The sequence below is a fragment of the Salinicoccus sp. HZC-1 genome, from assembly GCF_046736035.1.
In the GTDB taxonomy this organism is placed as follows: Bacteria; Bacillota; Bacilli; order Staphylococcales; family Salinicoccaceae; genus Salinicoccus.
On the sequence record NZ_CP177130.1, the window covers coordinates 109,074 to 134,987 of the forward strand.

The following is a 25,914-nucleotide window of genomic DNA, read 5'->3' on the forward strand; positions in this document are numbered from 1 at the left end:
TTTGGAAACAAAAGTTATTCATATTTGAAACCGTTTCTGACATTCGTTAAAACAAGTATTTTCTGAATCTGCTTTTTATTGAACGGAAAATAAAAAATCACACCTCTGCTGACTTTGAGATGTGATATATAGTTGGATTATTTCAGGAAATCATGTGCGGTTTCATTCGCTTTCGGTGCACGCTTGAACAGACACTCCCCGTTCCTGACAGAAGCGAGGACATCGGCACGTTCGCGGATCGCCTCGTAAGTATCGTGGGCATCAAGAACGATGAAGTTTGCCGGTTTGCCTGCCTCAATACCATACTGTTCCTCAACCTGCATCACTTTTGCACCGTTGATAGTGACGAGATCGAATGCTTTGTTGATTTCATCGATATGCGTGTAATGTGCCAGGTGGATTCCGTTATCGAGAATGTTCATCATATTGCCGTTGCCAAGGGGATACCAGTAATCCGCGATGGAATCCTGGGCGAAAGCTACAGTGTTGCTGTTTTCCAGCAGCTCTTTCACCCGTGTGAGTCCCCGGCGCTTCGGATAGCTGTCCGTCCGCCCCTGCAGGTGTGCATTTTCTGTTGGACAGGAGATGAAGTTGATGTTTGATTCTTTGAACAGTCCCATCATTTTGGCGGCATAGCTGTTATCTGCCGAACCGAAGCTGCATGTATGGCTGGCTGTCGTTTTCACGCCGTAATCCTTTTCCATGACCAATGCATTCAGGACTTCCAGGAATCGGCTGTTTGGATCGTCGTTCTCATCACAGTGAATATCAATCATGACATCGTATTTAATCGCCAGGTCTACGATGCGGCGCAATGATTCTGCACCATGTTCATATGATATTTCAAAGTGAGGGATGCCGCCTGCAACGTCCGCCCCCATTTCGAGCGCTTTTTCAAGCAGTTCTTCCGCCCCGCTGTAACGGAAGAACCCTTCCTGCGGAAAAGCGACAAGCTGCAGTGTGACAACATCCTTTAACTCTTCCCTCAATTCGATGAGTGCTTTCATTCCCGTCAGCTCAGAGTCTGTAATATCTACATGGGAGCGGATATATTGTACGCCGTGGCTGACTTCTTTGCGTATCCCCTCCATGGCACGTTCCCTTACCATTTCTTTGGTCAGGGTTTTCTTGTTGTCGCTCCATCTCTGTATCCCTTCAAATAAAGTCCCGGAAATATTCGCGTTTCCCTCTCCCAGCCCGGAGAAGATATAATCCAGATGCAAGTGTGGATCCACGTAAGGAGGCAGCACCAGACGGTTTTCCAGATCGATGACTTCATCCGCGTCACCAACATTGTTTCCGACTGCTTTAAATACCTGATCTTCTACCAGTATTTCGTTCGCTTCATCTTGTCCGTAAATACGGGCATTGATAAATTTCTTCATGTTTTCTCCTCCTAGTTGTTCATACAATACCAATTCTAAGAAAACCCACCCGCCAAATCAAGAATAGCGGATGGGTCTGCCTATCGAAACTGTTATGAATTTCCCGGGTAATATATTATTTTATCTCACTGAACGGCTGACTTTTATGGATGGAATGAATGGGAGCAAGTGCCTCGATTGTCTGATGGCGGATAGTTTCATCTTTAGTCGGCAGGTGGAACATGAGTTCATCTATTTCATTATTATTTATATACCATTCGAGTTTTTCAAAGACTTCATCTCTGGATCCGATGATGATGTCCGCTTCAATTCTTTCTGATTCCACAGGTTCCTCTGCAGAGGCAACGGTTTCCTCGGCCCTGTCCTTACCGCCGACCCTCAGTTTTTTACCGCTTTCGAAACTGATTTCGTATATAACATTTTCTTCTTTCAACTTTGCCTCTAACGCTTTATCTTCCGTAACGATTACAGAAAGAGCGACGATGAGTTTGCCGGCATCATTGTTTTCTCTGTATGCTTTGATGCTGTCTTGCAGCTTTTGTTTGTTATTGCTTATAAAGTGGGCATATATGAAATTCACGTTTTCAACGGCGGAGAATGCAGCCGAGTTGGGGCTGGATCCGAGAAGGAATACTGCCGGCGGATTGGATGTATCGGGCGATGTTTGTAAGTCTTTTAATTCCCCGGTATGGCTTTGATTTATAAAGTGATTCAAGGCTTTGAATTTATCATCAAACGAAGGACGATCTTTTTTTAGCTCGGATTGGAGTGCAGTCGTGGATAAATGGAGACCGCCCGGTGCCTTGCCGATGCCGAGGTCCACCCTGCCCGGAGCGAGGTGGCTCATGAGCTGGAATTGTTCCGCCACTTTGAATGGATTGTAATGCTGCAGCATTACACCGCCCGATCCAATATTGATATGTTCTGTATGGGCGAGCAGATGTGAAATCATGATTTCCGGGGCAGTGCCTGCGAGCGGTTCATTATGATGCTCTGAGACATAATAGCGCCTGTAGCCGAGTTCATCTGCTTTTTTAGCAAGTTCCATTGTATCTTTAATGGATGAAGCAACATCCTGTCCGTCCAATATTGGACTTTGATTTAAAATCCCAAACTCCATTTCATCACTCCTGTAATAGATAATTTTCAGAATATATGTAAGTGATTGTATAACTATAGACTCCCCCGGTCAATCATTCCGACTCAAGTAGTATGGATTAATTCAAAAAAGATTTAAAATAGTGGAGCGCCCGCTGTACATAAATATGATATCATGATTTCCGGGAGTAGTACTCCGGCATTTAAATAGATAATCATTAATGATGCAATAGATAAAGGAAGACGGTGCATTTTATGGCAAAACTCTACTATAGATACGGCACAATGCAGAGCAATAAAAGTAATCAGATCATTACTACACACCACCAGTATACGACCCAGGGGAAGCAATGTCTGGCCTATTCGACTCCGATTGATACAAGAAGCGGGTTTAAAAAGATCAAATCCAGAGTCGGTCTTGAACTGTTATGTGAATATGTCCATGATAATATATATGATGAAGTGAAAGAAATCCATGAAGCATCCAGGGTGCATGCCGTGGTTGTCGATGAAGCCCAGTTCCTATCCAGGAAAGATATTCATAATTTAAGTGATATTGCGGACTATCTGGATATTCCCGTCATCTGTTTCGGCTTGAAGACTGACTTTAAAGGCGAATTATTTGAAGGCAGCAAAGTTTTACTGGAACTTTCAGATGCGATTGACGAACTTAAAACAATCTGCCAGTTCTGCAACAAGAAAGCGACGTTAAATATGCGTATGCTGAACGGCGATCCGGTCAATATCGGTGAAACGATCCAAATGGGAGATGAAGAGTATGTGCCTGTATGCAGGAAATGCTATAAGGCCCGTCTCGAACTGGTAAAATGAATGAAATCATTGATATACAGAACGGTTAAAGGAATCATTCCATCCTTTAACCGTTTTTTAATTTTTCATTAACCAATCTTTAGGACCCGCCTCCTATAATGAAGTTAACAAATAAAACGGGAGGCGTTGTAAAATGATCAGCAAAAAATATTTATTGGCCGGTGGGATTGCATCAGCACTATTAATGGGTGCATGCTCGAGCGTCAGCGCAGATACGAATATGGATTGGAAAGATGATGGTAACGAGGGCACAGCGAAAGTACAGACGGCTGAAGAAGTTGATATGGACAAGGTGGAACAGAACGCACAGAAAGCAGTAGATAAAGCAAAAGAGAATTTCGAAGGTAAAGTTACCGAAGTGGAACTTGATGAGGATGACGGTGTCTACCACTACGAAATTGAGATGAAGAACGGCAAAAAGGATTATGAAGTGAATATCAATGCTGAAGATTTAAGTGTTCTTGAAGAGGATTTCGACAGTGATGATGATCTGGATGATGACGTAGATGACAAATTCGAATATGACGACAATGGCAAAACAGAACAGACCAAGGTATACACTGACTCTCAGGAGAATAAAGGTCTGAAAAGCGCAGAAGAAGCAGTTAATGCGGCAAAAGAAAGATTCGACGGTGAAGTCGAGGAAGTCGAATTGGATGAAGACGACGGCATCTACTATTACGAAATTGAAATGAAGAATGGTAAAAAAGAATATGAAGTGGATATCAATGCTGAAACCTTGAGTATTCTTGAAGAGGATTTCGACAGAGAAGAAGATGACGATGACAGGGATGATTCAGAAGGCCGCGACGGCGATGATGACAGAGATGATCAGGAATCTGCATCCAGCAACAACAATCAAAATGATGAAGTCCAGCCAGCCACTAAGGAGAGTAAAACTCAAAATAAAGCTAAAAGCAGTGTAATCTCTTCTAAAGAAGCAATCCAAATCGCCCAGAATGAAGTGGGTGGAAAGGTTATCGAATGGGACTACGATGATGAAGATGCGGAATATGAAGTGGAGCTTAATGTAAGCGGTGAAGAGCGTGAAGTTGAAATAGATGCAAGAACGGGTAACATCATTGAAATTGATGACTGACATATGCATTAAGCTTTGAGTCCGGAAGTAATACTTTCGGACTTTTTAATTAGATTTTAATAGCTCTCTAACGAAATTCAAAACCCTTATCATGCTATAATTGGTGTAATAATATTCAAGGAACATCAATTCATGTAAGGAGATTTATATATGTCTAAAATATTGATCGTTGAAGATGACGAGAAGATTGCACGCGTCATCCAATTGGAATTGGAATTTGAAGACTATGAAATAGAAATTGCCTATACCGGTAAGGAAGCGCTGGAGCGCTATGAGGAATCTTCATTTGATTTAATATTACTGGATGTCATGATTCCCGAATTGAATGGGCTGGAAGTGCTGCGCAGAATCAGACAGAAAGATGACAGCACAAGAATTATAATGCTCACAGCAAGGGATGCTGTAATGGATAAAGTCAGCGGACTCGATTCCGGTGCCAATGATTATATGACGAAGCCTTTTGAAATAGAAGAACTGCTTGCCCGTATCCGTACACAGTTAAAGCAAAAGACTGCGGCGAATAAAGCCAAACCTGAAAATCTGGAGTATCGTCATTTAACGATTGTACCCATGGCACGGGAAGTATACATCGGGGATGAACTGGTCTATCTCACTCAAAAGGAATATGATCTGCTGTATTTCCTGATTGAAAATAAGAACCAGGCACTGTCCCGGGAACAGATTATAGAAGCGGTATGGGGGTTTGACTATTACGGGGACACGAATACTGTCGATGTGTACGTGAGATATATCCGTAAGAAGTTAGATCGGGATAAACCGTCCATTATCTCCAGTGTCAGAGGTATTGGCTATATAGTGAAGGACTGACGTGATGAAACTCGGTACGAAAATACAATTATATACGACCGTAATGACGGTTATTGTTGTCATTTTGATTAATTTGTTCGTTTATTTCTCATATAAGAACTTCTCATTGAATGCTGAAATGGGACAGCTTGAGAACCGCGGGGTCAACATCATGCAGGAACTTCAAAATGCCAATGACAATAACGTTAACAGTGAAGTAGTACTGCAGGCGTTTTTATTATCGGATGGTTATATGAGGGTTGTCGACGAGGAAGATAAGCCGGTTGTCCGTATAGCGACAGAAACGGAATATGCAGATTTGAGTGAACCTTACAGAACAAGCCAGTATAAAACGGCGGTATCACATAACGGTATGGAGTTTGTAATGGTATCGATACCCGTTATCTGGGATAACGGCCAGGTCTATAATTTGCAAATCTATGAAAACGTCCAATTCTTATATGAAACATTCGAAGTTTTAAAATGGATTTTAGTCATTTCAACACTCATCATTCTCATCGTTATTTTCCTGCTGAACCGCGTTATCACAAATATCATACTCAAACCGATCAACAAGCTGATCGATAAGATGAAGAAGACCGATGATACCAGCAAATACACGATGATTGAGATAAATGAAAAAGATACTAGAGAACTGACCGAACTGTCCGAAGCATTCAATGAAATGATGATAGATCTGAAGACTCACGATGAAAACCAGCAGGCGTTTATCATGAATGCATCCCATGAGTTGAAGACACCGATCACTGTGATAGATTCATACAGCCAAATGCTGAAACGCTTTGGCAAAACACGGGAAGACGTGTTGGATGAAAGTATCATTGCCATTAGTGACGAGGCAAAGAGGATGAAGTATTTAACGGAACAGCTGTTAAGCTTTGCGAAAGTGAACCGGGAAGATGAGACGTTCTCTTTGGAACCGGTACGGGTAGTGAAATTGATAAAAAGTGTGGCAGAACGTCTGGAAACAGTATATAACAGAGAAATTGAAGTCGCTTTTGATAACGCTGATGTACTGGGACTGGTCGATGTGGACACGTTCGATCAGCTGATTAAAATTTTCCTGGATAACGCTTATAAATACAGTGCCGACAAGATATCGGTAAACATTATGGAGTTGGAGAATAACGTTGAAGTAACGATAAAAGACAGAGGCATAGGCATACCAAAAGAAGATATCGATCATATATTTACACGGTTTTACCGGGTGGATAAAGCCAGAGCCAGAAAAACGGGCGGTTCGGGCCTCGGTTTATCCATTGCCGAAGAATTAGCGAATTTAAATGATATTAAAATTAACGTTACGAGCCGGGTAAACGCAGGTACAACATTTAAATTAAGTATTAAAAAGGTGAAGAAAAATGAAAAAACTAAATAAGTTGCTTATTGCTGCAGTGGCTGTAATCGTCGGTATCGCCGTCGGCGTTGTATTGGTGTACCAATCAGGCGGTGAATATATCAACGAGCAGGAAGTGCGCGCGGTGGTTACCGATCGGTATGCAGGTGACATTGATAATATTTCAATGTCGGATGATGAACGGTTTTATATTGTGAATCTGAAGAACGGAGAATACCAATATGAAATTAAAGTAGATCGCGATGACAGCAGCATTGAAAATATTGTGACGGAAAAAGTTACACAGCCGGCAGAAGACACAGCAGCAAATTCCGGGGAAAAACCGGCAAAAGACCAAAAAAAATCCAATGGGGATAAAAAAGCAAAGGAAGCCAAAAATATAGAAGAGAAGGAAGCAGCTGAGAAAAAAGAACAGGAAAAGAAAGAAAAAGAAGAAACAGCCGACACGCTGATTACTGAAAATGAAGCAAAACAAATTGCTTTCAGTGAAGTTGGCGGCGAATTCGTCCATGCAACTTTAAATGAAAATACACATCCAAAACAGTACCAGATCATTCAGCTGGTAGATGATGATGATGAAGGGGCACTCGTTACAGTTGATGCAGTAAATGGAGAGGCGCTGAAAGTCCTGTGGTTTGCGATAGATTTTAATAATATCGCTGATATTGAAGCATTTGCAAAACAGCTCCAGGATTATAATGCACAATACCAAAATAATCATTATATAGAATTTGATACTGATGATTCAGATGATGACGACGACGATGACGATGATGACGACGACTAATAATAATTTCTGGCCCGGTTAAAAGAACTCATACTTTTGACCGGGTATGTTTTTGTTCCGGAAGGATTCAGGGAGCACATGGATATGATATTATAAGTGATAATGACGTTTAATTGAATGTTGGTTATGGAAGGTGGTTGTGGCTTGATTGATATAGAAAATGGAACCAAATCTTTTGTCGGTAAAAATGGTGATTTTAAAGCGGTTGATAATGTCACCCTATCCATAAATGACAAAGAGATATTTGGTATAATTGGCGAGAGTGGTGCCGGAAAGTCTACTCTGATGCGATTTATCAATGCACTTGAGACACCGGATTCCGGTCAGGTCATTGTAGATGGTATAGATGTTAAAAAACTCGATAAAAAAGGGTTGCGGAAACATCAGAAAGATATTGGCATGATTTTTCAGCAATTTAATTTATTGAATAATAAAACGGTTGAAGAGAATATAAAATTACCATTGGAACTGCATAATTATAAAAAACCGCTGACTGTAGAAGATGTTATTAAGTTTGTCGGACTGGATGATAAGAGGGATAACTACCCGGCAGAGCTTTCCGGTGGACAGAAACAGCGGGTGGGTATTGCCAGGGCTCTTGTTACACGCCCAAAGATTTTATTATGTGACGAGCCGACATCTGCACTTGATGAAAATACAACGGATGAAATCGTAGATGTTTTAAGGAAGGCGCAAAACGAGTTCCATATGACAGTGGTAATCGTGACACACGAACTTAATGTGATTAAACAACTGTGTCATCGTGCAGCGGTATTGGAGAGCGGCAGATTGGTCGATACCATTGAAGTCAGCAATCCAGTAATCGATCGTTCAGACAAGTCATATCACGAGCGTGTATTGGAAGTGCTGCAGGATGCCTGAAGTACTTCAAATATACATAGAACGCGTCATTGAGTATACGCCGCCCCTTGTTGAAAGTTTATACGAAACCGGAATTATGATGATTTTTGCAATGGTGGCAGCGATTCTTCTGGGGCTGCCGTTAGGAACGCTGCTATATCTGGCGTCTAAAGGCAAGCCGCTTGAGAATAAATTCTTCTATCAGATTTCGAATATATTTGTGAATATTGTGCGGTCGTTCCCGTTTTTACTTTTAGTAGTGGTCATGCAACCGCTCATTCGCTATTTTTACGGGCGTGCCACAGGCGATCCTGTAGCAGCGTCATTCCCGATGATGCTTATCGCCATCGCTCTGTACGCACGTTTTGTAGAGCAATCATTGCATGATGTACCAAAAGGTGTGCTTGAAACAGCAAGGTCCATGGGGGTCACCACACCTCAGCTTGTCTGGAAATTTTTATATGTTGAAGCACGCAGTTCCCTCATCATCGGTTTTACAACCGCGTTTGTAAGCTTTATATCGTACTCCACAATCATGGGTGTCGTTGGCGGGGGCGGTATTGGTGACTTTGCCATCCGCTATGGTTACCAACGCTATGAAACAGATATAATGTACACTGCCATCGCAGTCATTATCGTGTTTGTAGTCTTTGCCCAGTGGCTGGGATTACGGCTCGCAGAAAAGTTGGATAAAAGATAAATTCATATAAAAAGGAGAAATTATTGATGTTGAAAAAAGGGTTGTTTTTCACTGGTGTTGCACTATTGCTGGCAGGTTGTGGCGGAGGAGAAAGCGCCTCTGAAGAAGATACGGTGATCGAAGTCGCATCCCACTTGCCGCCAATGACAGATGTTGTTGAAATTGCAGGAGATGCCATTGAAGAACCTTACCAGATTGAACTTGTGGAAGTTTCCGATAATATTCAATATAATGAGGCGCTTCTTAACGAAGAAGTAGATGCAAGTTTTGCCCAGCATGAACCATTCATGGAAGTTTTCAATAAAGAAAAAGACGGAAATCTGGTGGCTATGCAGCCGGTTTATAACGCGATTGTCGGTTTTTATTCGCCAGTGTATGATTCCATAAAAGATATCGAGGATGGCGCAGAAGTCGCCCTTCCATCAGATGCTACAAATGAAGCACGTGCGTTGATGATTCTTGAGCAGCACGATTTAATTTCTTTATCAGCAGATGTCAGTCATGAAGCAACAGTGGATGACATTGAGGAGAATCCGCATAATTTCGAATTCACTCATATAGACTTGCTTAACTTAACCGGTGCCTATGAAGATGGTGTTGAACTTGTATTCAACTATCCAACGTATATTGAAAGTGTCGGGTTGACGCCGGATGATGCCGTGTTCCTGGAAGAGGATGAAGATAATACATTCGCAATCCAGCTTGTTGCCCGTGAAGATAATCAGGATACTGAAGCATTGCAGGCAGCGAAAGAAGCATTCACTTCACAGGAAGTTTATGATTTCCTTTCGGAACTTGAAAAAGAAGGACATTTGGAACCTGCATTTGAAGTGGGGAAATAAGAAACTGCTAATCTGCCAAGGATAAAATCCTTGGTTTTTTTAATATAAAATTTCATATTTGTGAATTAATTTATTTTTGTTGAATTTACAAGTTAAACTTTGGTAAGGTAGTTTACATTGATAATAAAAATTGATTTAGATCTAAAGCATTAAAAGGAACAGTTGAAATACTGTGTAAAAGCTATTTCGGAGGAGATTCAATGATACTTGGCAAACTGATGGACCGTTTGAAAGACAAGGAAGAACGAATGGTTGAGATCCGCAGGCATTTACATGAGAATCCTGAACTTTCATTTCAGGAAACTGAAACAGCTAAGTATATCGCAGAATTTTATGAAGAGAAAGATGTTGAAGTCGAAACCGGAGTTGGCGGCAATGGAGTCAAGGTGACAATTGATACGGGTACGCCGGGAAAAACATTGGCTTTGAGAGCAGATTTCGATGCATTGCCGATTTTAGAAGAAACAGATTTACCTTTTGCTTCTAAAAATGAAGGGGTGATGCATGCATGCGGACATGATGCCCATACTGCCTACATGCTCATTCTGGCAGAGACATTAATCGAATTAAAAGATGAACTTAAGGGCACTATCGTCATCATCCATCAGCATGCTGAAGAGTTACCGCCGGGCGGCGCACAGCGGATGATTGCTGACGGTATATTAGATGGAGTGGATAATGTCCTGGGTGCCCACGTCATGAGTAACATGGAGACGGGCAAAGTATTGTATCGGGAAAAAGAATCGATGACAGGCCGTGGCTTTTTTAAATTGACGATAAAAGGGTCTGGCGGGCATGGTTCATCCCCTCATCTTGCCAATGATCCAATTGTTGCAGGCGCACACTTTGTGTCTGAAGTGCAGACAATTGTTTCCAGACGGTTAAATCCGTTCGAAGCCGGTGTTGTGACAATCGGTTCTTTTGATGGCAAAGGAGTGTTCAATGTCATCAAAGACCAGGTGGTTCTTGAAGGTGATGTCAGGGCGATGGGTGACGATACTAAAAAGACCATAGAAAAAGAAATTAAGAGGATCTCCTCCGGTATAGAAGCGACATTTGGTGTTACGAATGTGCTTGAATATAAAGATGACTACCCTACTCTCTATAATGATCCGGAATTGACCCGGCAGGTTGCAAAAGCGATAAAAGATGCAAATCTATCCAATGTAACTTCTGTGGAAAGATGTGAACCGCAACCGCCATCAGAGGATTTTGCCTATTATACGAAAGAGTTGCCATCGAGCTTTATATATATCGGTGCAGCACCTGAGGGGCAGATTTATCCGCACCATCATCCAAAATTTGATATCAACGAAGACTCACTGCTCATTGCTGCGCAGTCAATCGGGAGTGCGGCGATAGATTACTTAATGAACGACAGCAAAGAATAGTACTATTCTTTGCTGTCGGCCTTGCTAATAGGAGATAAAAATGGAGCAACTAACAGGAGTACTACTACTTTTACTTATACTTATATTCTTTACTGTATTTACTTACTATGCACCGTATGGTGGAGAAGTAATGGGGGCCCTCGCAGGTGCTGCAATCGCAACATTTTTAGTTGAAGCTTTACAGCGATTCGTTATCGGAGATATTCTTTCTTTGGGATTTTTCCAGGAAACAGGACTGGAAGCCGGCTTGCTCAGCGGAGTGATTGTTGCTTTTCTCGTAGCTTTGACAATCGGGGTAAATCCGTTGAACACTGCTATTATTGCAGTCTCACTTGGTGGAATCGGCCTGATTCCCGGATTATTTGCATCATACATTGTTTCTTTTGCAGTGAAATTTTTAGAGAGAAAAATCCCCAGTGGTCTGGACTTTATAGTGGTCGTGATTGCGATTGTTCCGATTACGAGATTAATTGGACTCATCATTACACCATTGGTGGACGGAACATTGCTTAAAATTGGCAGTATAATAGAAATGGCTACAGAGGCGAGCCCGATTGTCATGGGGCTTTTACTGGGAGGCATTATTACAGTAGTCGGTACGTCACCATTGAGTTCCATGGCTCTGACAGCACTTCTTGGTTTAACGGGTATCCCTATGGCTGTCGGCAGTCTGGCAGCATTCGGTTCTGCGTTTATGAATAGTGTTATATTCCATAAACTGAAGATCGGGGATTTGAAATCAGTAATATCAGTCGCGATAGAGCCGCTTTCAAAAGCTGACCTGATCGCTTCTAACCCTGTCCCTATTTATGCAACAAACTTCGTAGGCGGGGCATTGAGTGGCATGGTCATCGCATATTCCGGACTCATTAATAATGCACCGGGCACAGCGACACCAACTGCAGGACTTTTAGTATTATTCGGTTTCAATCCGGCAACACAGGTCATATTATATGCTGCTATCGTAGCGGTTATCTCCGGACTTGTCGGATTACTCGGCAGTTATGTGTTTAGAAACTACCGCATACGTAAAAGTGATTTCGTCTTCAAAAAACAAACTTCGAGTCGTTCATAAGAACGGCTTTTTTTCAATTGATTTTTAATTGGCTATATAAAAAGAATATGACACCTTTAAAGTAAAATTACCCACTAAGATGTAACGTCTTATTGACATTATCTGAAAATTCGTATAAATTTTAACCATGTTAACAAATAAAGGGGGAATTTAAATTGGGTGCATGGTTTGCAGATTTAACAGCCGAGCTTAGCAGTTTCGTGTGGGGGTTACCCCTTATCATCTTTTTAGTGGGTACAGGTTTATTCTTAACTATCAGAATTTCATTTTTTTCTTTCAGAATGTTACCGCATTCATTAAAAATGGCTTTCAGTAAACAGGACAATAAAAGTGAGGGAGACATCTCTCACTTCCAGGCATTGATGACTGCTTTGGCAGCAACAGTGGGTACAGGAAACGTAGTTGGTGTTGCCACTGCTGTCGTTCTTGGTGGACCCGGTGCCGTATTCTGGATGTGGATCACGGCGCTAGTTGGTATGGCGACGAAATATTCCGAAGGTATACTGGGTGTTAAATACCGTCAGAAAAACGACAAAGGGGAAATGTCCGGCGGACCGATGTATTATCTGGAACATGGACTTGGCCAAAAGTGGCTAGGCGTACTATTTGCATTCTTTGCAGTGTTTGCAGCAATATTTGGTATTGGCAACATGATACAGGCCAATGCTGCTTCTGGCGTTGCTTTGGATGTATTCAGTGTCCCAACCTGGGTAACCGGGGTAATTATGGCTATTCTGGTAGGCCTCGTTCTCATCGGTGGCGTAAAGAGTATTGGGAGAACTGCCGGTATACTCGTTCCGTTCATGGTAGTATTTTACTTAATTGCCGGAGCTGCAATTTTAATCCTTCATTTTGATCAGGTTCCCGCAGCATTCGGACTTATATTTACTGATGCATTTACAGGTCAGGCAGTTGCGGGTGGTGCCATCGGTACAGTAATCCGTATGGGTGTAGCGCGCGGGTTGTTCTCAAACGAAGCAGGACTTGGTACCGGCGGTATTGCCGCGGCATCCGCACGTACTGATGTTCCGGCGCGTCAGGCGCTTGTTTCCATGACACAGGTATTCATCGATACAATCGTTGTATGTACTATTACCGGTGTATCTCTTACTATGGCGGATTTATATGGAACGGGGCCGGAAGGTGCCGCTCTGACAGCACAGTCATTCGAAATGCTGCTGCCAGGTGTCGGTAACTATGTCATTGCAATAACGTTGCTCACATTCATTTTCTCCACCATTCTCGGATGGGGATACTTTGGTGAAAAATGCTTTACTTATCTTGTCGGTGACAGGTTTACGTACTTATATCGAGTGATTTTTGTACTGGCTATTATACCGGGTGCGACAATGTCTCTTCAGACAGTTTGGAATCTGGGAGATATTTTCAATGCGCTCATGGCGGTGCCTAACTTAATCGGACTTATAGGATTGTCCGGTGTCGTCGTAGCTGAAACGAAAATCTTTATTGATATCAGAAATAAAGAGAAACAGCAGGAGCTTGGTTAAGTCTAAGCTCGCAAGAAGGTGCGCCAGTTAAAAACTGGCGCACCTTTTTTGGATTTTAATTCCTTTGCGATGTAATCTTGTTCAATGAGGTTGATTTTGATAGTAAGCATTGGGAAAAACATTTTAAAGAAGGTTGTAAAAGGGCATATACGTATAAAAAAGGCATAATATAAGCGATATTTAAAATAATCATTAAAGCTTATAATTACTGTAGATAAAGGGTTTTTAAGGATAACGGACAGCGTTATTTTCTTCTAAAAAGTATGATGGAGACTGTGTGGCCCGGTGACATATTTACTGCTAATACCGAGGCGGCAATTACTATACAAAATGGCAGTGTTATGGTGAATGAAACAGATAATTTGGTAATATCGGATGTTCATCCTTGAGAGTACATAAGTATTACTAAAGAGAGCCGCGAGACTATTTATCTATACCGGAAGAATTTTCCCTGAAACAGATGGATCACAAAGTATTATTCATTGGAGCGGACTCTTTGATAAACCTGCATGCATTTTGGTATACCAAAAATAATTAAATCAGATCAATATAAATATAATTTGAGATATTCCCGGTATTAAATCCAATCTGTTTAAAGTGTATTCAATCAACAGTCAGATTAAATAAAAAATGGAACAAGATTGGATTTCAACCCTGTTCCACTTTAATTGAATTATTTTGATTCCTGAGAGAGAATCTCAGACAGTCGCTTTTTAAACTTCGTTAGCTACGTGGATATTCGATTTTGATGGTTTTATGCTTTTCTCCCGTACGAAGAGAAGTGCAGCACCTCCCAGCAGGCTCGGTATGGCAAATGCCATGAAAGCGGTCTGCGGAGAGATGTTGGTCATCAGCACAAAACCGATGAGCACCGGAGCGGTGATTGAGCCCAGACGGCCGATGCCCACTGCCATGCTGAGTCCTGTCGCTCTTATATCTGAGGGATAAAACGCACTGATGTATGGATTCACCAGGTTTTGGGTCCCTCCCGTACATGCCCCGCCAATTGCGATTAAAATATATAGCAATATTGGCTGACTTGTAATACTTAGCGCTACAAAACACAATGCACCGATCAAATACATCGTGAGCAGTACGTTCCTATGGCCGATGCGATCGACCAGATAGCCGCCTGTAAGAGACCCGATGATCTGCCCCACTGCAAGTATCAATATGAATGACATACTGGAGGCGACCCCAAAACCGGCTTCCTGCATGATTGTCGGCAGCCATGTATTCAGCCCGTAAATCATCATGAGGCAGCTAAATACCATAATCCAAAAAGCAATCGTAGTGGCGGAACGGTTGTCGGCAAAGAGTCTGCCGACTGGGATGCCCTTCGCATCTTCATTTGCAGCGGTATAGATGAACTCATCCGTTTCCCTGTAGTTGCCTCCAGGATTAGCTTTGTTTAATATTTCAGCAACTTTATCCTTTCGGCCTCTTGGAAGATGGTAGGAAATCGATTCAGGAAATTGTTTGATCAATAAAGGCAGTGTAATCAACGGTAGTGCTCCTAGCCAGTACATGAACCGCCATCCTAGACTTTCCAGTAAGTAGATTGCTGTAACCGAAGCGATGATCGCCCCGATGGAATACCCGCAATACATTGCAGCGACTGTCATCGCCCTGTTCTTTTTTGGTGAGTATTCACTCATGAACGAAATGACGATAGGCATCAATCCGCCCATTCCCATTGAAGCGATAAAACGGAAAACTGTAAACATCGTTGCATTTGCTGCAAAACCTGCGAGCATATTGAATATGCTGATGAGTACGAGACAGATAATCAGGATACGTTTTCTTCCAAGTATATCTGAGAATGATCCGAGTACAAAAGTGCCGATCATCATTCCGGCGAGTGCATAGCTTCCTATTGCGCCGCCTTCAGCTGCAGACAGACCGAAGTCTTCCATCATATGCGGCAGCCCTATTCCGTATAATGCGATATCGAACCCGTCAAAAGCGATGGCAAAGAAACACCATAGAAACACCAATAGATGAAACTTATTAAAGCGGCTGTTATCAATCGCCTCTTCCACTTGCACTTTCTGCATCCGGATTTCTCCCCCTTCATAAGTTTATGTCAGTACGTTTTATGACCACACTTCGTTGGCTATATTTACGACATGCTCAAGCTTTTTCCACTGTTCCTCTTCTGTCAGAAGATTTCCTTCTTCAGTAGAAGCGAATCCGCATTGGGGACTGAGTGCAAGTTGTTCCAATGGTACATATCTGGATGCTTCAGAAATACGCTTCTTTACTTCTTCCTTATCTTCGAGCGCACCATGCTTGGAAGTGACGAGCCCCAATATGATTGTAAGATCTTCTCTGCTGACATGACGCAATGGCTCGAATCCACCGGCACGATCAGTGTCATATTCCAGGAAGAAACCATCTATATTGAGTTTACCGAAAATTTCAGCAGCAACCGGCTCATATCCGCCGGAAGAAATCCATGTGGAACGGAAGTTGCCGCGGCAGATATGCATTGTGATTTTAAGATCATCCGGACGGTCTGAAACAGCGTTGTTGATTGTTTCCAAATATTTATGGACGAGGTAATCCGGGTCCAGGCCTTTTTCTCTCAACTGTTCTTTTTGTTCATCGGAGCAGAGGTATGCCCATGCAGTGTCATCCAGCTGCAAGTATCTGCAGCCTGCATCATAGAATGTCTGAATTCCTTTTTTATATGCAGCAGCTAAATCATTGAAGAATTCTTCTTCGTCAGGATAGACGGATGTATCGATCTCACCGCGGAAATGAAGCATGCTGGGACTCGGGATTGTAAATTTCGCTGTATGGTCTCCTGCCTGCTTCTGTAAGAATTTAAAGTCTTCCAAAAATGGATGGTTGCCGAAATCGAGTTTCCCCGTCACTTTAATTGCACGTGACTTTGTCTGCTGTTCCTTAAACTGGATGCCCCCGCCGGACCAGTATCCTTCAACGCCAACCAGGTTTTCCAGAAAATCAAAATGCCACCAGGCACGCCGGAATTCCCCGTCTGTAACAGCTTCCAAGCCGACATCTTTTTGTTTTTGTACAATTCTTGCGATCTCTTCATTTTCAATTCGTTTGAGGTCTTCCTGAGAGATTTCACCCGCGTCTCTCTGTTTCCTGGCTTCTTTGATTTTGTCTGAGCGCAGTAAGCTCCCTACCTGATCTGCCCGATATGTCTTTTTCGTATTTACAACTGCCATTTAAATCCTCTCCCATTTTTTAATATTGTATAAATATTATCATGACTGTAAGATATAGTGTAACGGTTAATTGTCATAATCTGATATAGCAAAAGACTATAACAAGAATTGAGGAATCTTATGAAACTGCATCAGATAAAATATTTTATAGAAGTTGTTTTGAGTGGATCCATCAATGAAGCAGCGAGAAGATTATATATATCTCAGCCGACATTATCAAAAGCGATTAAGGAATTGGAAAAAGAGCTTGGGTTTTCTTTATTTACCAGAACATCGACAGGAATATCCCTGTCGCAGGATGGAGCAGAATTTTTAAGCTATGCGAGGCAGATAAATGAGCAGGTCGAGCTTTTAGAAACTCGCTATTTCAATGTACAGCCGTCCCAGCAGCTATTCTCCATATCCTCACAGCATTATTCATTCGTTGTAGATGCCTTTGTGGAAACAATTCGCAGATATGGCGGGGATAAGTATCAATTTACGATTAGAGAGACACGTACCTATGAGATCATCGAGGATGTTAAAAATTTAACGAGTGAAATAGGAGTGCTGTACATCAGTGCATTTAATGAGAAGGTACTATTGCAGCTGATGAAGGAGAAGGGGTTGGAATTTAATGAGCTTTTCGAGGCAGACCCGCATATTTTCATCAGCCAGAAAAATCCGCTTGCCAAAAAAGATGCGGTTACTTTAGAAGATCTGGAAGCCTATCCACGGCTGGTATTTGAACAGGGGCAGTACAATTCATTTTATTATTCTGAAGAGATATTCAGTACCATCCCCAGTCCCAAAAGTATTCAGGTCAGCGATCGTGCGACATTATTCAACCTGTTAATCGGGCTGAATGGCTATACCATATCAACGGGAATTTTAAGTGCGGATCTGGATGATTCTGAAATTGTACAGGTGCCGCTTGTTGCTGAAGATACGATAAAAGTCGGATGGATAGTCAATAAAAAAGCAGAGCTCAGCAGCATGGCCAAGCTCTTCTTGGAAGAATTACAGCATACGACACTTCATATGCGCTAGATTATCCTACTTATAAATATATTGGATGACCTCCATGGCCTGATCTACTGAGGATACTGTAACATTCGCCTTGTTTGAAAGCTCTTTTAGCGGATGGATCAATTCTTCCGGACGGATGAGGATTAACGGTTTGTCCAGGGCAACGGCTGTACTGGCGTCCATTGCAGTATTCCACTGTTTATATTTTTCCCCAAACAATGCGATGACAAGGTCAGATTTCTGCATCAGTACCTGAGTTCTGAGATTGTTGATGCTTGATGCTGCATCATCTTTGTAATAGCCGCCGGGCTGTTCCCCTAAAATATTTTCTCCGATGTTGTCTGACAGGTCATGGTCCGTCTGTGGACCGACAAAGTTCAAGGTCAGGTTTTTTTCTTTCGCTTTTTGCGCAACCTGATCACGCCAGTCATCATGAATCTGTCCTGCTAAATATACTGTGAGTTCCATATTAATTATTCCTCCCAATGGTTGTTAACTCAATCATATAGAAGAATTTGCTGATTTCATAATAAATTGACCAGGCAGTGATGTATTGAGAGCGAATGGTTTTGTGTTAAAATGATATATATATTTCAGTGTTTTAAAATACGATGATTATGATTAAGAAAGGAACATCGGATATGAAAGTGGCGTTATTTGATTTCGATGGAACACTGTATCCCCATGAGACATTTACAATACTGATGGAACGGTTGAAGAATCATCCGAAGTTCAAAAAGAACTACAGAAGGTTCGTCAGAAACTTTGCTCCGTTCTATATCGGTTATAAACTTAAGCTGGTTAAAAAAACAAAGATGCAGCACAAGGCGATGGAATACTATATCAGATCTTTCAAATACAATTCAAAGTTTGAAATAGAACAATTTTTCAATGATGTGGCGAAAGATATGGCCGGAGAGCTCAGAGATTCATTAGTTAAGAAAATCAGACAGCTCCAAAAAGACCACTATTATATAATGCTGATATCAGGCGCTTTTGTACCGTTACTTGAAGCGGTATTCAAAGGGTTCAACATCGATTGTATTGTAGGGTCTGAAGTGCGTTATAAGGACGATAGACTGGACTATAAATCACAGTTTGAACGTGTGCATGCCGACCGTAAGATCGACATTATAAGAAAACACTTCAAGGACAGAAAAATAGACTGGAAAAGCAGTGAGGCATACAGCGACAGCTATTCGGATTTGAAAATGCTGGAGCTTGTAGGCAGACCGGTCGCAGTAACACCGGACCCTGAACTTCTGGCAGTGGCTTCCAGAAAGAATTGGACGATACACATTGATTAGTCAAACCATTTAATTAGAAGTTATTCAACCCGAATGATAAAATTATTGAAGTGGGATAAGAATATTAGCTGGAGGATGAAGAGTATGAGTCTAATTGATGTAGATGAAAACGAATTGTATCCAACAGAGAAAATCGGACCGGCAGTAGAAGGTACGATTATTTATAAAGTTGGAGAACAGACACAGTTTAAAGGTGCATATATCACAACGAGCGAAAGAATGATCATGAGTGTGGATATGAACGGTGAACCATATAAACGCGCATTCAGCTATCAGGATATTGTACAGGCAATCGTTGATGGTGAGACGCTATTCATCGAATTCCCGGAAGGTATGGGAAAAGTGGCCATGATTGATGTAGTAGAAGGAAATCTCCAGGAATTTGCAGATTACGTGAATGATAAAGTTGAGTAACATTGTTAAAAGACCAAAGGCGGTTTATTTTTGCCGGTTTTGGTCTTTTTCTGCTTTTTTCCTCTTATAGCCATCAAATATCCTGCTTGCGGCCATAATGAGATAATAGATGAACACACCGCCGATTGCATTTGCAGGATCAGTGATGAAAAGTAAAAAGAAGAATAAAAGAATAGGTGTAATGACGAAAACCGTTAAATTTTTCATTAAAAAGCCCCTTAATTAATATATTGATAGTTTAGCAGAAATTAAGCTATTATTCTCCAATCTTCAAAAAGAAGAAACAAAGCACTAAAATTAAATTGTATAACACATTCGTTTAATTGTATGTCATAATATGCAAAATCACTCTTTTATATCTTGGGAAAAAAGAGTATAATTAATAATAATAAATATTTTGAAACCTCAATATACGCTATACTAATTTTGGTATGGTGTTTATTGATTGTAAAAATGGAGCTCTTAATTACTGTGGTTAATTTAAGTAACTTTTTAAGAGCTTCAGATCTTTGAATATATATAAGGGAGCATTGTGGTTATTATGAACAGTGTATTGAATAAGACTGATGTCATCCTTATCGGTGGCGGAATTATGAGTGCCACTCTGGGGACATTACTGAAAGAATTAAAACCGGAATGGGATATTAAAGTTTTCGAGAAGCTTGATAAGACAGCTCAGGAGAGTTCTGATGCAATGAACAACGCAGGTACCGGTCACTCTGCGCTGTGTGAGATGAACTACACGCCTGAGGCGGCAGATGGTTCTCTGGATATTACTAAAGCGATCAAGATCAATGAACAGTTCCAGCTATCGAAGCAGTTCTGGTCTTATCTGGTTGATCGGGGACTGATTGAAAATCCGCATGATTTCATCATGCCGGTACCGCATCTGAGTTTTGTAGAAGGAGAAAAGAATGTTGAATTCCTGAAAAAACGTGTCAAAGCGCTGACCAGCAATCCTCTGTTTGAAGGTATGGAGTTTGCAGATGATGAGGAAACACTTAAAAAATGGATTCCGCTGATGATGGACGGCCGCAACAGCACTGAACCGATTGCCGCGACTAAAATTGAGTCGGGGACGGACATCAACTTTGGTAATCTGACACGTAAATTGTTTGATGTACTGGAGCAGGAAAAAGGCGTCGATGTTCACTTTGAACATAGCGTCGAAGATATCAGAAGAACTGAAGGCGGAGAATGGCAGCTTACAGTCAAGAATCTTCAGACAGGAAAAAACGAATATCATACGTCGAAATTCATATTTATCGGCGCAGGCGGCGGGAGTCTGCCGCTACTTCAGAAAACTGGAATTCCAGAATCTAAAAATGTGGGTGGATTCCCTGTAAGCGGTCTGTTCATGATCTGCCAGGATCCTGAAACTGTTGAAAAGCATAATGCTAAAGTGTACGGAAAAGCAAAAGTGGGCGCACCGCCTATGTCCGTACCGCATTTGGATACACGTTATATCGACGGTAAGAGATCCCTGCTTTTCGGCCCGTTTGCCGGCTTCTCGCCAAAATTCCTGAAAACAGGATCCAACATGGATTTATTAGGTTCGGTGAAATCTTATAACGTACTTACAATGCTTTCAGCAGGTGCAAAAGAAATGGGGCTGACTAAATATCTTATTCAGCAAGTACTGCTTTCTAATGAAGACAGAATGAAAGAGCTCCGTGAATTTATTCCAAATGCTAAAAGCAATGAATGGGATGTTGTTACCGCAGGTCAGCGTGTCCAGGTAATCAAGGATACAGACAAGGGCGGCAAAGGCACACTGCAATTTGGGACAGAAGTCATTACTTCAGAAGATGGTTCCATTTCAGCACTGCTTGGTGCCTCACCAGGAGCATCGGTGTCTGTTGATGTAATGCTTGATGTAATGAGCAGATGCTTCAAAGACGATTTCCCCGAATGGGAAGAGAAAATCAAAGAAATGGTTCCTTCATTCGGAATATCACTTACAGACAATCCGGAATACTTTAAAGAGATAGATGAAAAAATATCTGGAAACCTCGGCTTGAATAATCATGAAGAAGGCGTTCTGCTGAGTTAATGTAAAATAAGCCCGTCAGTTCATTTTGATCTGACGGGCTTATTTTTAGTTATATGCGATTTCTGCTTCCCGATTCACTATATATCCCTCATCGAGAGTGTAAATCCTGTCTGCATAGTCAAACAGCCGTGTGTCGTGAGTGATCATAAGTCCGACGGATTGATTGGTTTTAATATTATCGCGTATCATTTCGATTACTTCCATTGCCCTTTCGGCATCCAGGCTTGCAGTTGGTTCATCAGCAAGTATCATTTTTGGTTCATTCATCCAGGCTCTCATAATTGCCACCCGCTGTTTTTCACCGCCGGAAAGGACGTTTGGATAAGCTCTCAATCTGTGGCCGAGACCGATGTCTTTCAGCAGTGATTCCGCTCTTCTTTTAGCAGTCTTGGTCGACATGCCTGCCTGCTCACCGACAAACGCCAATTGATCAATGACTCTCATATAAGGGATGAGATGAGAGGATTGGAATATGAATCCGATTTCCTTAAGCCTCATGGACGTCAGGGCTTTCTCATTGATATCCAGATAGTTTTCACCATTTAATGATACATCTCCCGCACTGCGTTTCAGCAGGCCGCCAATGATTGAGAGCAATGTCGTTTTACCAGAACCGGATGCCCCTTTTAAAATGACCAGCTCCCCTTGGTTCACTTCAATATCAATTCCTTTTAACACCTGTGTTTTTATATCATCTTTGCCGAATGATTTCGTAAGGTTATTTATCTGTAATCCCATACTATTCGCCTCCTATAGCATCTAACGGATCTATTTTAATAATACGCACCAATGATAGTGTCGCGCCCATGAATGCGACAACCAGGAACAGTCCTGAAACAATCATCATCAAACTGGTGTTCAAATAGAATGGCATCGATACCGGTATAACGGTATTGAGTCCAAACATAATGCCTGCAGCAAAGACTACACCAATCAGTGTGATGAGTAAGACCTGTACCAGTATTGATTTGACCAGCTCACTGTTCTTAGTGCCGATTGCTTTTAAAATACCAAGTTGTGATGACTTTTGTATCGTTATAACGTAGAAGAATGCAGACAGGACAATTGCGGAAATGATGAATAAAAAGATAATCATGAGATTGAGTGGCTGCTGCTCCGCCTGATAGCTTGGAATGGCATTTTTGATTTCATCTTCACTCACGATTTTTACGTTCTCTATATTATCGATGTCGTCTGCAATACCGCTGCCACCTGCAGGTAATGCAACAGCTGCGATACTTGTGCGTTGCAATTTGTCCATGCCTTCATCCGTCACATAGGCCATGGAAGTATGGGAATACATAATATCTTCCTTGAATCCGGTGATTTCATAAGTCATGTCAGAATCCTTAATTTCGACTGTATCACCGATTTTATAACCGTCATCGGTCAATTTATAATTTAATAAAATTTCCCCTGAAGTTTCCGGCAGGCGGCCTTCATCCGGCTCTGGGATGATACTTTCATCAGTATTGGCAAATACAACATCAATATTGGAGTCGGATGTGGATAAGCTGTTTCTCGAGAATTCTATTTTGTGTCCATCAGTTATAATTTCTTCAATCTGATCCAGCTGTTCCCCGATGTTCGACTGTGTGAGTGAATCGTTCACGCCTTCCGATATTATGAATTGCTCCTGGCCCCATGCTTCGATCCCCGAGATGTTTTCTTTAGAGAGTCCCTGTGCAAGTGCGGAAATGAACAAAACCAGAAATGCGAGTAGAAATAGGATCAATGTGACAAGGGCATATTTAAATTTGTAAAACTTAAGCTCTTTCAATGCGAGTTTCATATGCAGAGTTCCTTTCTCAATGTTTGAACCCTACTTTACACGCATCGTATAAATCGAATATAAAAATAAAATAAACTGATTATAAACTTTTAAGAATTGAGATACAGAGTATTACCTTAATGTTTTAAATACTGCTAAAGTAATATGTACAAGTAGCACCAATAACTACTAAAAAGCAGACCCCTTGTAGCTGTTTTCGATACAGGGGTCTGCTTTTATAATGGTATATGTTATTTATTTTCGTATTGCCCTGCGTTATCTTCAGGACTGAAAAGCATGTAAAGCCCTGCTGCCAAGAGGATAATGCCCAGCAATACTGGAAACCATAAGATTATTTCAAATGATGGCCCGATATCGATAAGAGCGATTGCAAAAATAATAAACATATAAATTAAAAATGCTCCGCCGCCTATAAGAAAGTAGAAGCCGTATTCTTTCCATGGCGGCCAGTTTTTGAATAACGAGTATTGAAGTGAATGAAATAGAAAGTATACTATTCCAATCCCAATTGCCGGAATTATGAGGAGATTAGCCAGTGATGCAATCAAATGAATAGTAATTGTTGTTGGTGCACCATCAATCATATTGAATATTAAATTAGGGAGATAGGAAAATGTATACGTAATCCCGAGTAGTATCACGGCCAGAATACCGGAAAATTTCCATATGTTTCTTTTGGGTAATGCATCAATGATGCTGTCTGCGTATGCCTTGTAATCTTCACCCGTGACACTTTCGATTTCTTTTCCATCCCTTTGTGCCTGGAGTACGTGTGAAAGCAGTTCGTTGAGAACTTCTTCTGTTTCCGCATCTTCAGACTTATAATTCAATCTGATATAAACCAATATATCTTCATAAACTTTTTTATTATGCGGATTCAATTTTTCTCTCATCCTGTTATTCTCTTTAATCAGTGCCTTTTCCGACATGCTGTGTGTCCTCCTTCAGGATTGTATGAATTGGATCGGCAATCTTATCCCATTCTTCAATCATAAGTTTTAATGCTTCTTTACCCTCTTCGGTTATAAAGTAGTATTTCCTCCTGGGACCGAAATCTGATGCGCGCTTTTCGCTGCAAATATAATTTTTTTTCTGAAGCCGGAGCAATATCGGATAAATCGTTCCCTCACTGACTGCGTCCAGCCCAAATTTTTGCAGTTTTTCCGACAACTCATATCCGTATATGACGTCGTCATTGATAATTTTCAGGATACAGGCTTCCATAATACCCTTGAGGAGCTGGGTTCTTTTCAACATCCTACACCTACTTTGTAATACATAATAGTAATTTAAAATATAAAGCTACTTTGTAATGCAAAATAGCTTAAGTAAATTGTATAACGATTCTTTGTTCCTGTCAAATGATTGTATATCTCTGGCTACCTTTTTTTGTCCTTCTGTCTTTTCACGAACAGGACAGTAAAAACCAAGTCGATAATGAGAAGTGTAATAATCGCATATATCAGACTGTCTGTTAAAAGGAATACTCCGATAAAAGAGAGTATCGGCAATGCCAGGAATAATATGAAGAAAATATTCATGATTCTGCCCCTCCTATGAGTAAAATTTAAAGTTGAAATGTCTTTCTGCGTATTTATGGAACTGATCTGGTTCTATCTTCACTTTTTCAAATTCCGTACCTGACCATACACTGTAACTGGTCTTGGTGAGCGTGTGCCTGCCCTCTTTAGTGAAGGAAGTAATCAGCGGGTCTTTATTGAATGGAGAAGTTTCACTATTAATAATTTTCTTCTGGATGGTATTTAGGTCTTCTACATTCCTTACAGGATCATAAGTGTAAAATTTGTATCCATTCGTCCATCCTTTTTGTTTGGAGGACAGATTCATTTCAAGAATATGTGCATTTCCTTCTTCGATAATTCTGAACGCGCCATTTCTTGAATGAATTGTTTCGCCTGACATGGGTACAGGTTTTAATGGCAGATTACTTCCAAACCCTGTATCTATAAGGTAATCTTTTCCTTTATGTTTCACGAGAAACATTACATGGGTCTTGTCTCCGTATTCATTCCCATTATGTACCCTTCCATAATACATCGCAGTTTTGAAAGCATTGTCCAGCAGAAAGAAATGGAGTAGCGGATTAAGTTCATAGCAGAGGCCGCCTTCATACCGTTTTAATATTTTATCGATTAGATGTTTTTTTGTAATAGAATCCGTCTTTTCAAGCATGATGGACATATTTTCAAATGGGAGTATCCGGGCTGTACGATCGAGAATATCATCCAGGTGATCAAAAGTGATTTTCTGGTCCGTTGACAAACCGATCCTTTGCCTGAATAATAAATTGAAATCATTCATATTTTAGCCTCCTTGGGGCAGATTATAACACTATTTAAATTTACAGAACAGAAAGG

Annotated in this window: 27 protein-coding genes; 15 read left to right on the forward strand and 12 right to left on the reverse strand. The window is 41.2% G+C overall.

What is annotated here, in order from left to right; all coding sequences use genetic code 11:
• Nucleotides 1-137 precede the first annotated feature (137 nt).
• Complete coding sequence (locus ACKRAT_RS00490) at nucleotides 138-1,385, reverse strand: amidohydrolase family protein (protein WP_411843163.1); 1,248 nt, start codon at nucleotides 1,383-1,385, stop codon at nucleotides 138-140.
• A gap of 115 nt (nucleotides 1,386-1,500) precedes the next feature.
• Nucleotides 1,501-2,505, reverse strand: a complete 1,005-nt coding sequence (locus ACKRAT_RS00495) for an MsnO8 family LLM class oxidoreductase (protein WP_411843164.1) — start codon at nucleotides 2,503-2,505, stop codon at nucleotides 1,501-1,503.
• Nucleotides 2,506-2,738: 233 nt separating this feature from the next.
• On the opposite strand from ACKRAT_RS00495, the gene ACKRAT_RS00500 reads away from it, so the two are divergent.
• The 11 genes from ACKRAT_RS00500 (at nucleotide 2,739) to ACKRAT_RS00550 (ending at nucleotide 13,762) form a co-directional block, all read left to right on the forward strand.
• Nucleotides 2,739-3,314: a thymidine kinase gene (locus ACKRAT_RS00500; protein WP_411843165.1), complete on the forward strand. Its 576-nt coding sequence runs from the start codon at nucleotides 2,739-2,741 to the stop codon at nucleotides 3,312-3,314.
• A 133-nt stretch (nucleotides 3,315-3,447) separates the two neighbouring features.
• A complete protein-coding gene (locus tag ACKRAT_RS00505; RefSeq protein WP_411843166.1) occupies nucleotides 3,448-4,413 on the forward strand; it encodes a PepSY domain-containing protein in 966 nt (321 codons plus the stop codon).
• A 150-nt stretch (nucleotides 4,414-4,563) separates the two neighbouring features.
• Entirely contained in the window at nucleotides 4,564-5,241 is a 678-nt protein-coding gene (locus ACKRAT_RS00510) for a response regulator transcription factor (RefSeq protein WP_411843167.1), read from the forward strand.
• A gap of 4 nt (nucleotides 5,242-5,245) precedes the next feature.
• Entirely contained in the window at nucleotides 5,246-6,619 is a 1,374-nt protein-coding gene (locus ACKRAT_RS00515) for a sensor histidine kinase (protein WP_411843168.1), read from the forward strand.
• Entirely contained in the window at nucleotides 6,603-7,385 is a 783-nt protein-coding gene (locus ACKRAT_RS00520; protein ID WP_411843169.1) for a PepSY domain-containing protein, read from the forward strand. The genes ACKRAT_RS00515 and ACKRAT_RS00520 overlap by 17 nt, the downstream gene beginning before the upstream one ends.
• Before the next feature lie 144 nt (nucleotides 7,386-7,529).
• A complete protein-coding gene (locus ACKRAT_RS00525) occupies nucleotides 7,530-8,267 on the forward strand; it encodes a methionine ABC transporter ATP-binding protein (RefSeq protein WP_411843170.1) in 738 nt (245 codons plus the stop codon).
• Nucleotides 8,260-8,946, forward strand: a complete 687-nt coding sequence (locus ACKRAT_RS00530) for a methionine ABC transporter permease (protein WP_411843171.1) — start codon at nucleotides 8,260-8,262, stop codon at nucleotides 8,944-8,946. The genes ACKRAT_RS00525 and ACKRAT_RS00530 overlap by 8 nt, the downstream gene beginning before the upstream one ends.
• A gap of 26 nt (nucleotides 8,947-8,972) precedes the next feature.
• On the forward strand, nucleotides 8,973-9,788 hold the full coding sequence (locus ACKRAT_RS00535) for a MetQ/NlpA family ABC transporter substrate-binding protein (protein ID WP_411843172.1): 816 nt from the start codon (nucleotides 8,973-8,975) through the stop codon (nucleotides 9,786-9,788).
• A 200-nt stretch (nucleotides 9,789-9,988) separates the two neighbouring features.
• Nucleotides 9,989-11,179: a M20 family metallopeptidase gene (locus ACKRAT_RS00540; protein ID WP_411843173.1), complete on the forward strand. Its 1,191-nt coding sequence runs from the start codon at nucleotides 9,989-9,991 to the stop codon at nucleotides 11,177-11,179.
• Between the two features lie 40 nt (nucleotides 11,180-11,219).
• On the forward strand, nucleotides 11,220-12,254 hold the full coding sequence (locus ACKRAT_RS00545) for a PTS sugar transporter subunit IIC (RefSeq protein ID WP_411843174.1): 1,035 nt from the start codon (nucleotides 11,220-11,222) through the stop codon (nucleotides 12,252-12,254).
• A 155-nt stretch (nucleotides 12,255-12,409) separates the two neighbouring features.
• Nucleotides 12,410-13,762, forward strand: coding sequence for an alanine/glycine:cation symporter family protein (locus ACKRAT_RS00550; protein ID WP_411843175.1), 1,353 nt, complete (start codon nucleotides 12,410-12,412; stop codon nucleotides 13,760-13,762).
• Nucleotides 13,763-14,475: 713 nt separating this feature from the next.
• Here ACKRAT_RS00550 and ACKRAT_RS00555 read toward each other — a convergent pair.
• Nucleotides 14,476-15,819 carry an MFS transporter gene (locus ACKRAT_RS00555; protein WP_411843176.1) on the reverse strand — a complete coding sequence of 448 codons (1,344 nt, stop codon included), beginning with the start codon at nucleotides 15,817-15,819 and terminating at the stop codon, nucleotides 14,476-14,478.
• Nucleotides 15,820-15,858: 39 nt separating this feature from the next.
• Entirely contained in the window at nucleotides 15,859-16,962 is a 1,104-nt protein-coding gene (locus ACKRAT_RS00560; protein WP_411843177.1) for a 5-methyltetrahydropteroyltriglutamate--homocysteine S-methyltransferase, read from the reverse strand.
• A gap of 120 nt (nucleotides 16,963-17,082) precedes the next feature.
• Between ACKRAT_RS00560 and ACKRAT_RS00565 the strand changes: the two genes are divergently transcribed.
• Nucleotides 17,083-17,991, forward strand: a complete 909-nt coding sequence (locus tag ACKRAT_RS00565) for a LysR family transcriptional regulator (RefSeq protein WP_411843178.1) — start codon at nucleotides 17,083-17,085, stop codon at nucleotides 17,989-17,991.
• A 6-nt stretch (nucleotides 17,992-17,997) separates the two neighbouring features.
• On the opposite strand, the gene ACKRAT_RS00570 is transcribed toward ACKRAT_RS00565, so the two are convergent.
• Complete coding sequence (locus tag ACKRAT_RS00570) at nucleotides 17,998-18,438, reverse strand: YtoQ family protein (protein WP_411843179.1); 441 nt, start codon at nucleotides 18,436-18,438, stop codon at nucleotides 17,998-18,000.
• Nucleotides 18,439-18,611: 173 nt separating this feature from the next.
• On the opposite strand from ACKRAT_RS00570, the gene ACKRAT_RS00575 reads away from it, so the two are divergent.
• Together ACKRAT_RS00575 and ACKRAT_RS00580 are read left to right on the forward strand one after the other, a co-directional pair.
• Entirely contained in the window at nucleotides 18,612-19,277 is a 666-nt protein-coding gene (locus tag ACKRAT_RS00575) for an HAD family hydrolase (protein ID WP_411843180.1), read from the forward strand.
• An 84-nt stretch (nucleotides 19,278-19,361) separates the two neighbouring features.
• Nucleotides 19,362-19,691 carry a hypothetical protein gene (locus tag ACKRAT_RS00580; RefSeq protein WP_411843181.1) on the forward strand — a complete coding sequence of 110 codons (330 nt, stop codon included), beginning with the start codon at nucleotides 19,362-19,364 and terminating at the stop codon, nucleotides 19,689-19,691.
• 24 nt (nucleotides 19,692-19,715) lie between these two features.
• Here the strand turns inward: ACKRAT_RS00580 and ACKRAT_RS00585 are convergent, their stop codons facing one another.
• Entirely contained in the window at nucleotides 19,716-19,898 is a 183-nt protein-coding gene (locus tag ACKRAT_RS00585) for a hypothetical protein (protein WP_411843182.1), read from the reverse strand.
• A 334-nt stretch (nucleotides 19,899-20,232) separates the two neighbouring features.
• On the opposite strand from ACKRAT_RS00585, the gene mqo reads away from it, so the two are divergent.
• Nucleotides 20,233-21,744 carry a malate dehydrogenase (quinone) gene (gene mqo / locus ACKRAT_RS00590; protein WP_411843183.1) on the forward strand — a complete coding sequence of 504 codons (1,512 nt, stop codon included), beginning with the start codon at nucleotides 20,233-20,235 and terminating at the stop codon, nucleotides 21,742-21,744.
• A gap of 45 nt (nucleotides 21,745-21,789) precedes the next feature.
• On the opposite strand, the gene ACKRAT_RS00595 is transcribed toward mqo, so the two are convergent.
• From ACKRAT_RS00595 to ACKRAT_RS00620, 6 genes are all read right to left on the reverse strand, one after another.
• On the reverse strand, nucleotides 21,790-22,482 hold the full coding sequence (locus tag ACKRAT_RS00595) for an ABC transporter ATP-binding protein (protein WP_411843184.1): 693 nt from the start codon (nucleotides 22,480-22,482) through the stop codon (nucleotides 21,790-21,792).
• Nucleotide 22,483: 1 nt separating this feature from the next.
• Nucleotides 22,484-23,536 carry an ABC transporter permease gene (locus ACKRAT_RS00600; RefSeq protein WP_411843185.1) on the reverse strand — a complete coding sequence of 351 codons (1,053 nt, stop codon included), beginning with the start codon at nucleotides 23,534-23,536 and terminating at the stop codon, nucleotides 22,484-22,486.
• A gap of 230 nt (nucleotides 23,537-23,766) precedes the next feature.
• Nucleotides 23,767-24,429, reverse strand: a complete 663-nt coding sequence (locus tag ACKRAT_RS00605) for a hypothetical protein (protein WP_411843186.1) — start codon at nucleotides 24,427-24,429, stop codon at nucleotides 23,767-23,769.
• A gap of 13 nt (nucleotides 24,430-24,442) precedes the next feature.
• Entirely contained in the window at nucleotides 24,443-24,793 is a 351-nt protein-coding gene (locus ACKRAT_RS00610; protein WP_411843187.1) for a PadR family transcriptional regulator, read from the reverse strand.
• Nucleotides 24,794-24,915: 122 nt separating this feature from the next.
• Nucleotides 24,916-25,077: a hypothetical protein gene (locus ACKRAT_RS00615; RefSeq protein WP_411843188.1), complete on the reverse strand. Its 162-nt coding sequence runs from the start codon at nucleotides 25,075-25,077 to the stop codon at nucleotides 24,916-24,918.
• Between the two features lie 13 nt (nucleotides 25,078-25,090).
• Entirely contained in the window at nucleotides 25,091-25,858 is a 768-nt protein-coding gene (locus ACKRAT_RS00620) for an arylamine N-acetyltransferase family protein (protein WP_411843189.1), read from the reverse strand.
• Between the last annotated feature and the right edge of the window lie 56 nt (nucleotides 25,859-25,914).

Bases quoted from the DNA above. Each gene is read 5' to 3' on its own strand.
- ACKRAT_RS00600 (WP_411843185.1), bottom strand. From the start codon at position 23,536: ATGAAACTCGCATTGAAAGAGCTTAAGTTTTACAAATTTAAATATGCC.
- ACKRAT_RS00580 (WP_411843181.1), top strand. From the start codon at position 19,362: ATGAGTCTAATTGATGTAGATGAAAACGAATTGTATCCAACAGAGAAA.
- ACKRAT_RS00605 (WP_411843186.1), bottom strand. From the start codon at position 24,429: ATGAGAGAAAAATTGAATCCGCATAATAAAAAAGTTTATGAAGATATA.
- ACKRAT_RS00530 (WP_411843171.1), top strand. From the start codon at position 8,260: ATGCCTGAAGTACTTCAAATATACATAGAACGCGTCATTGAGTATACG.
- ACKRAT_RS00570 (WP_411843179.1), bottom strand. From the start codon at position 18,438: ATGGAACTCACAGTATATTTAGCAGGACAGATTCATGATGACTGGCGT.
- ACKRAT_RS00585 (WP_411843182.1), bottom strand. From the start codon at position 19,898: ATGAAAAATTTAACGGTTTTCGTCATTACACCTATTCTTTTATTCTTC.
- ACKRAT_RS00510 (WP_411843167.1), top strand. From the start codon at position 4,564: ATGTCTAAAATATTGATCGTTGAAGATGACGAGAAGATTGCACGCGTC.
- ACKRAT_RS00620 (WP_411843189.1), bottom strand. From the start codon at position 25,858: ATGAATGATTTCAATTTATTATTCAGGCAAAGGATCGGTTTGTCAACG.
- ACKRAT_RS00500 (WP_411843165.1), top strand. From the start codon at position 2,739: ATGGCAAAACTCTACTATAGATACGGCACAATGCAGAGCAATAAAAGT.
- ACKRAT_RS00495 (WP_411843164.1), bottom strand. From the start codon at position 2,505: ATGGAGTTTGGGATTTTAAATCAAAGTCCAATATTGGACGGACAGGAT.
- ACKRAT_RS00595 (WP_411843184.1), bottom strand. From the start codon at position 22,482: ATGGGATTACAGATAAATAACCTTACGAAATCATTCGGCAAAGATGAT.
- mqo (WP_411843183.1), top strand. From the start codon at position 20,233: ATGAACAGTGTATTGAATAAGACTGATGTCATCCTTATCGGTGGCGGA.
- ACKRAT_RS00575 (WP_411843180.1), top strand. From the start codon at position 18,612: ATGAAAGTGGCGTTATTTGATTTCGATGGAACACTGTATCCCCATGAG.
- ACKRAT_RS00615 (WP_411843188.1), bottom strand. From the start codon at position 25,077: ATGAATATTTTCTTCATATTATTCCTGGCATTGCCGATACTCTCTTTT.
- ACKRAT_RS00520 (WP_411843169.1), top strand. From the start codon at position 6,603: ATGAAAAAACTAAATAAGTTGCTTATTGCTGCAGTGGCTGTAATCGTC.
- ACKRAT_RS00555 (WP_411843176.1), bottom strand. From the start codon at position 15,819: ATGCAGAAAGTGCAAGTGGAAGAGGCGATTGATAACAGCCGCTTTAAT.
- ACKRAT_RS00560 (WP_411843177.1), bottom strand. From the start codon at position 16,962: ATGGCAGTTGTAAATACGAAAAAGACATATCGGGCAGATCAGGTAGGG.
- ACKRAT_RS00610 (WP_411843187.1), bottom strand. From the start codon at position 24,793: ATGTTGAAAAGAACCCAGCTCCTCAAGGGTATTATGGAAGCCTGTATC.
- ACKRAT_RS00540 (WP_411843173.1), top strand. From the start codon at position 9,989: ATGATACTTGGCAAACTGATGGACCGTTTGAAAGACAAGGAAGAACGA.
- ACKRAT_RS00490 (WP_411843163.1), bottom strand. From the start codon at position 1,385: ATGAAGAAATTTATCAATGCCCGTATTTACGGACAAGATGAAGCGAAC.
- ACKRAT_RS00515 (WP_411843168.1), top strand. From the start codon at position 5,246: ATGAAACTCGGTACGAAAATACAATTATATACGACCGTAATGACGGTT.
- ACKRAT_RS00545 (WP_411843174.1), top strand. From the start codon at position 11,220: ATGGAGCAACTAACAGGAGTACTACTACTTTTACTTATACTTATATTC.
- ACKRAT_RS00505 (WP_411843166.1), top strand. From the start codon at position 3,448: ATGATCAGCAAAAAATATTTATTGGCCGGTGGGATTGCATCAGCACTA.
- ACKRAT_RS00565 (WP_411843178.1), top strand. From the start codon at position 17,083: ATGAAACTGCATCAGATAAAATATTTTATAGAAGTTGTTTTGAGTGGA.
- ACKRAT_RS00535 (WP_411843172.1), top strand. From the start codon at position 8,973: ATGTTGAAAAAAGGGTTGTTTTTCACTGGTGTTGCACTATTGCTGGCA.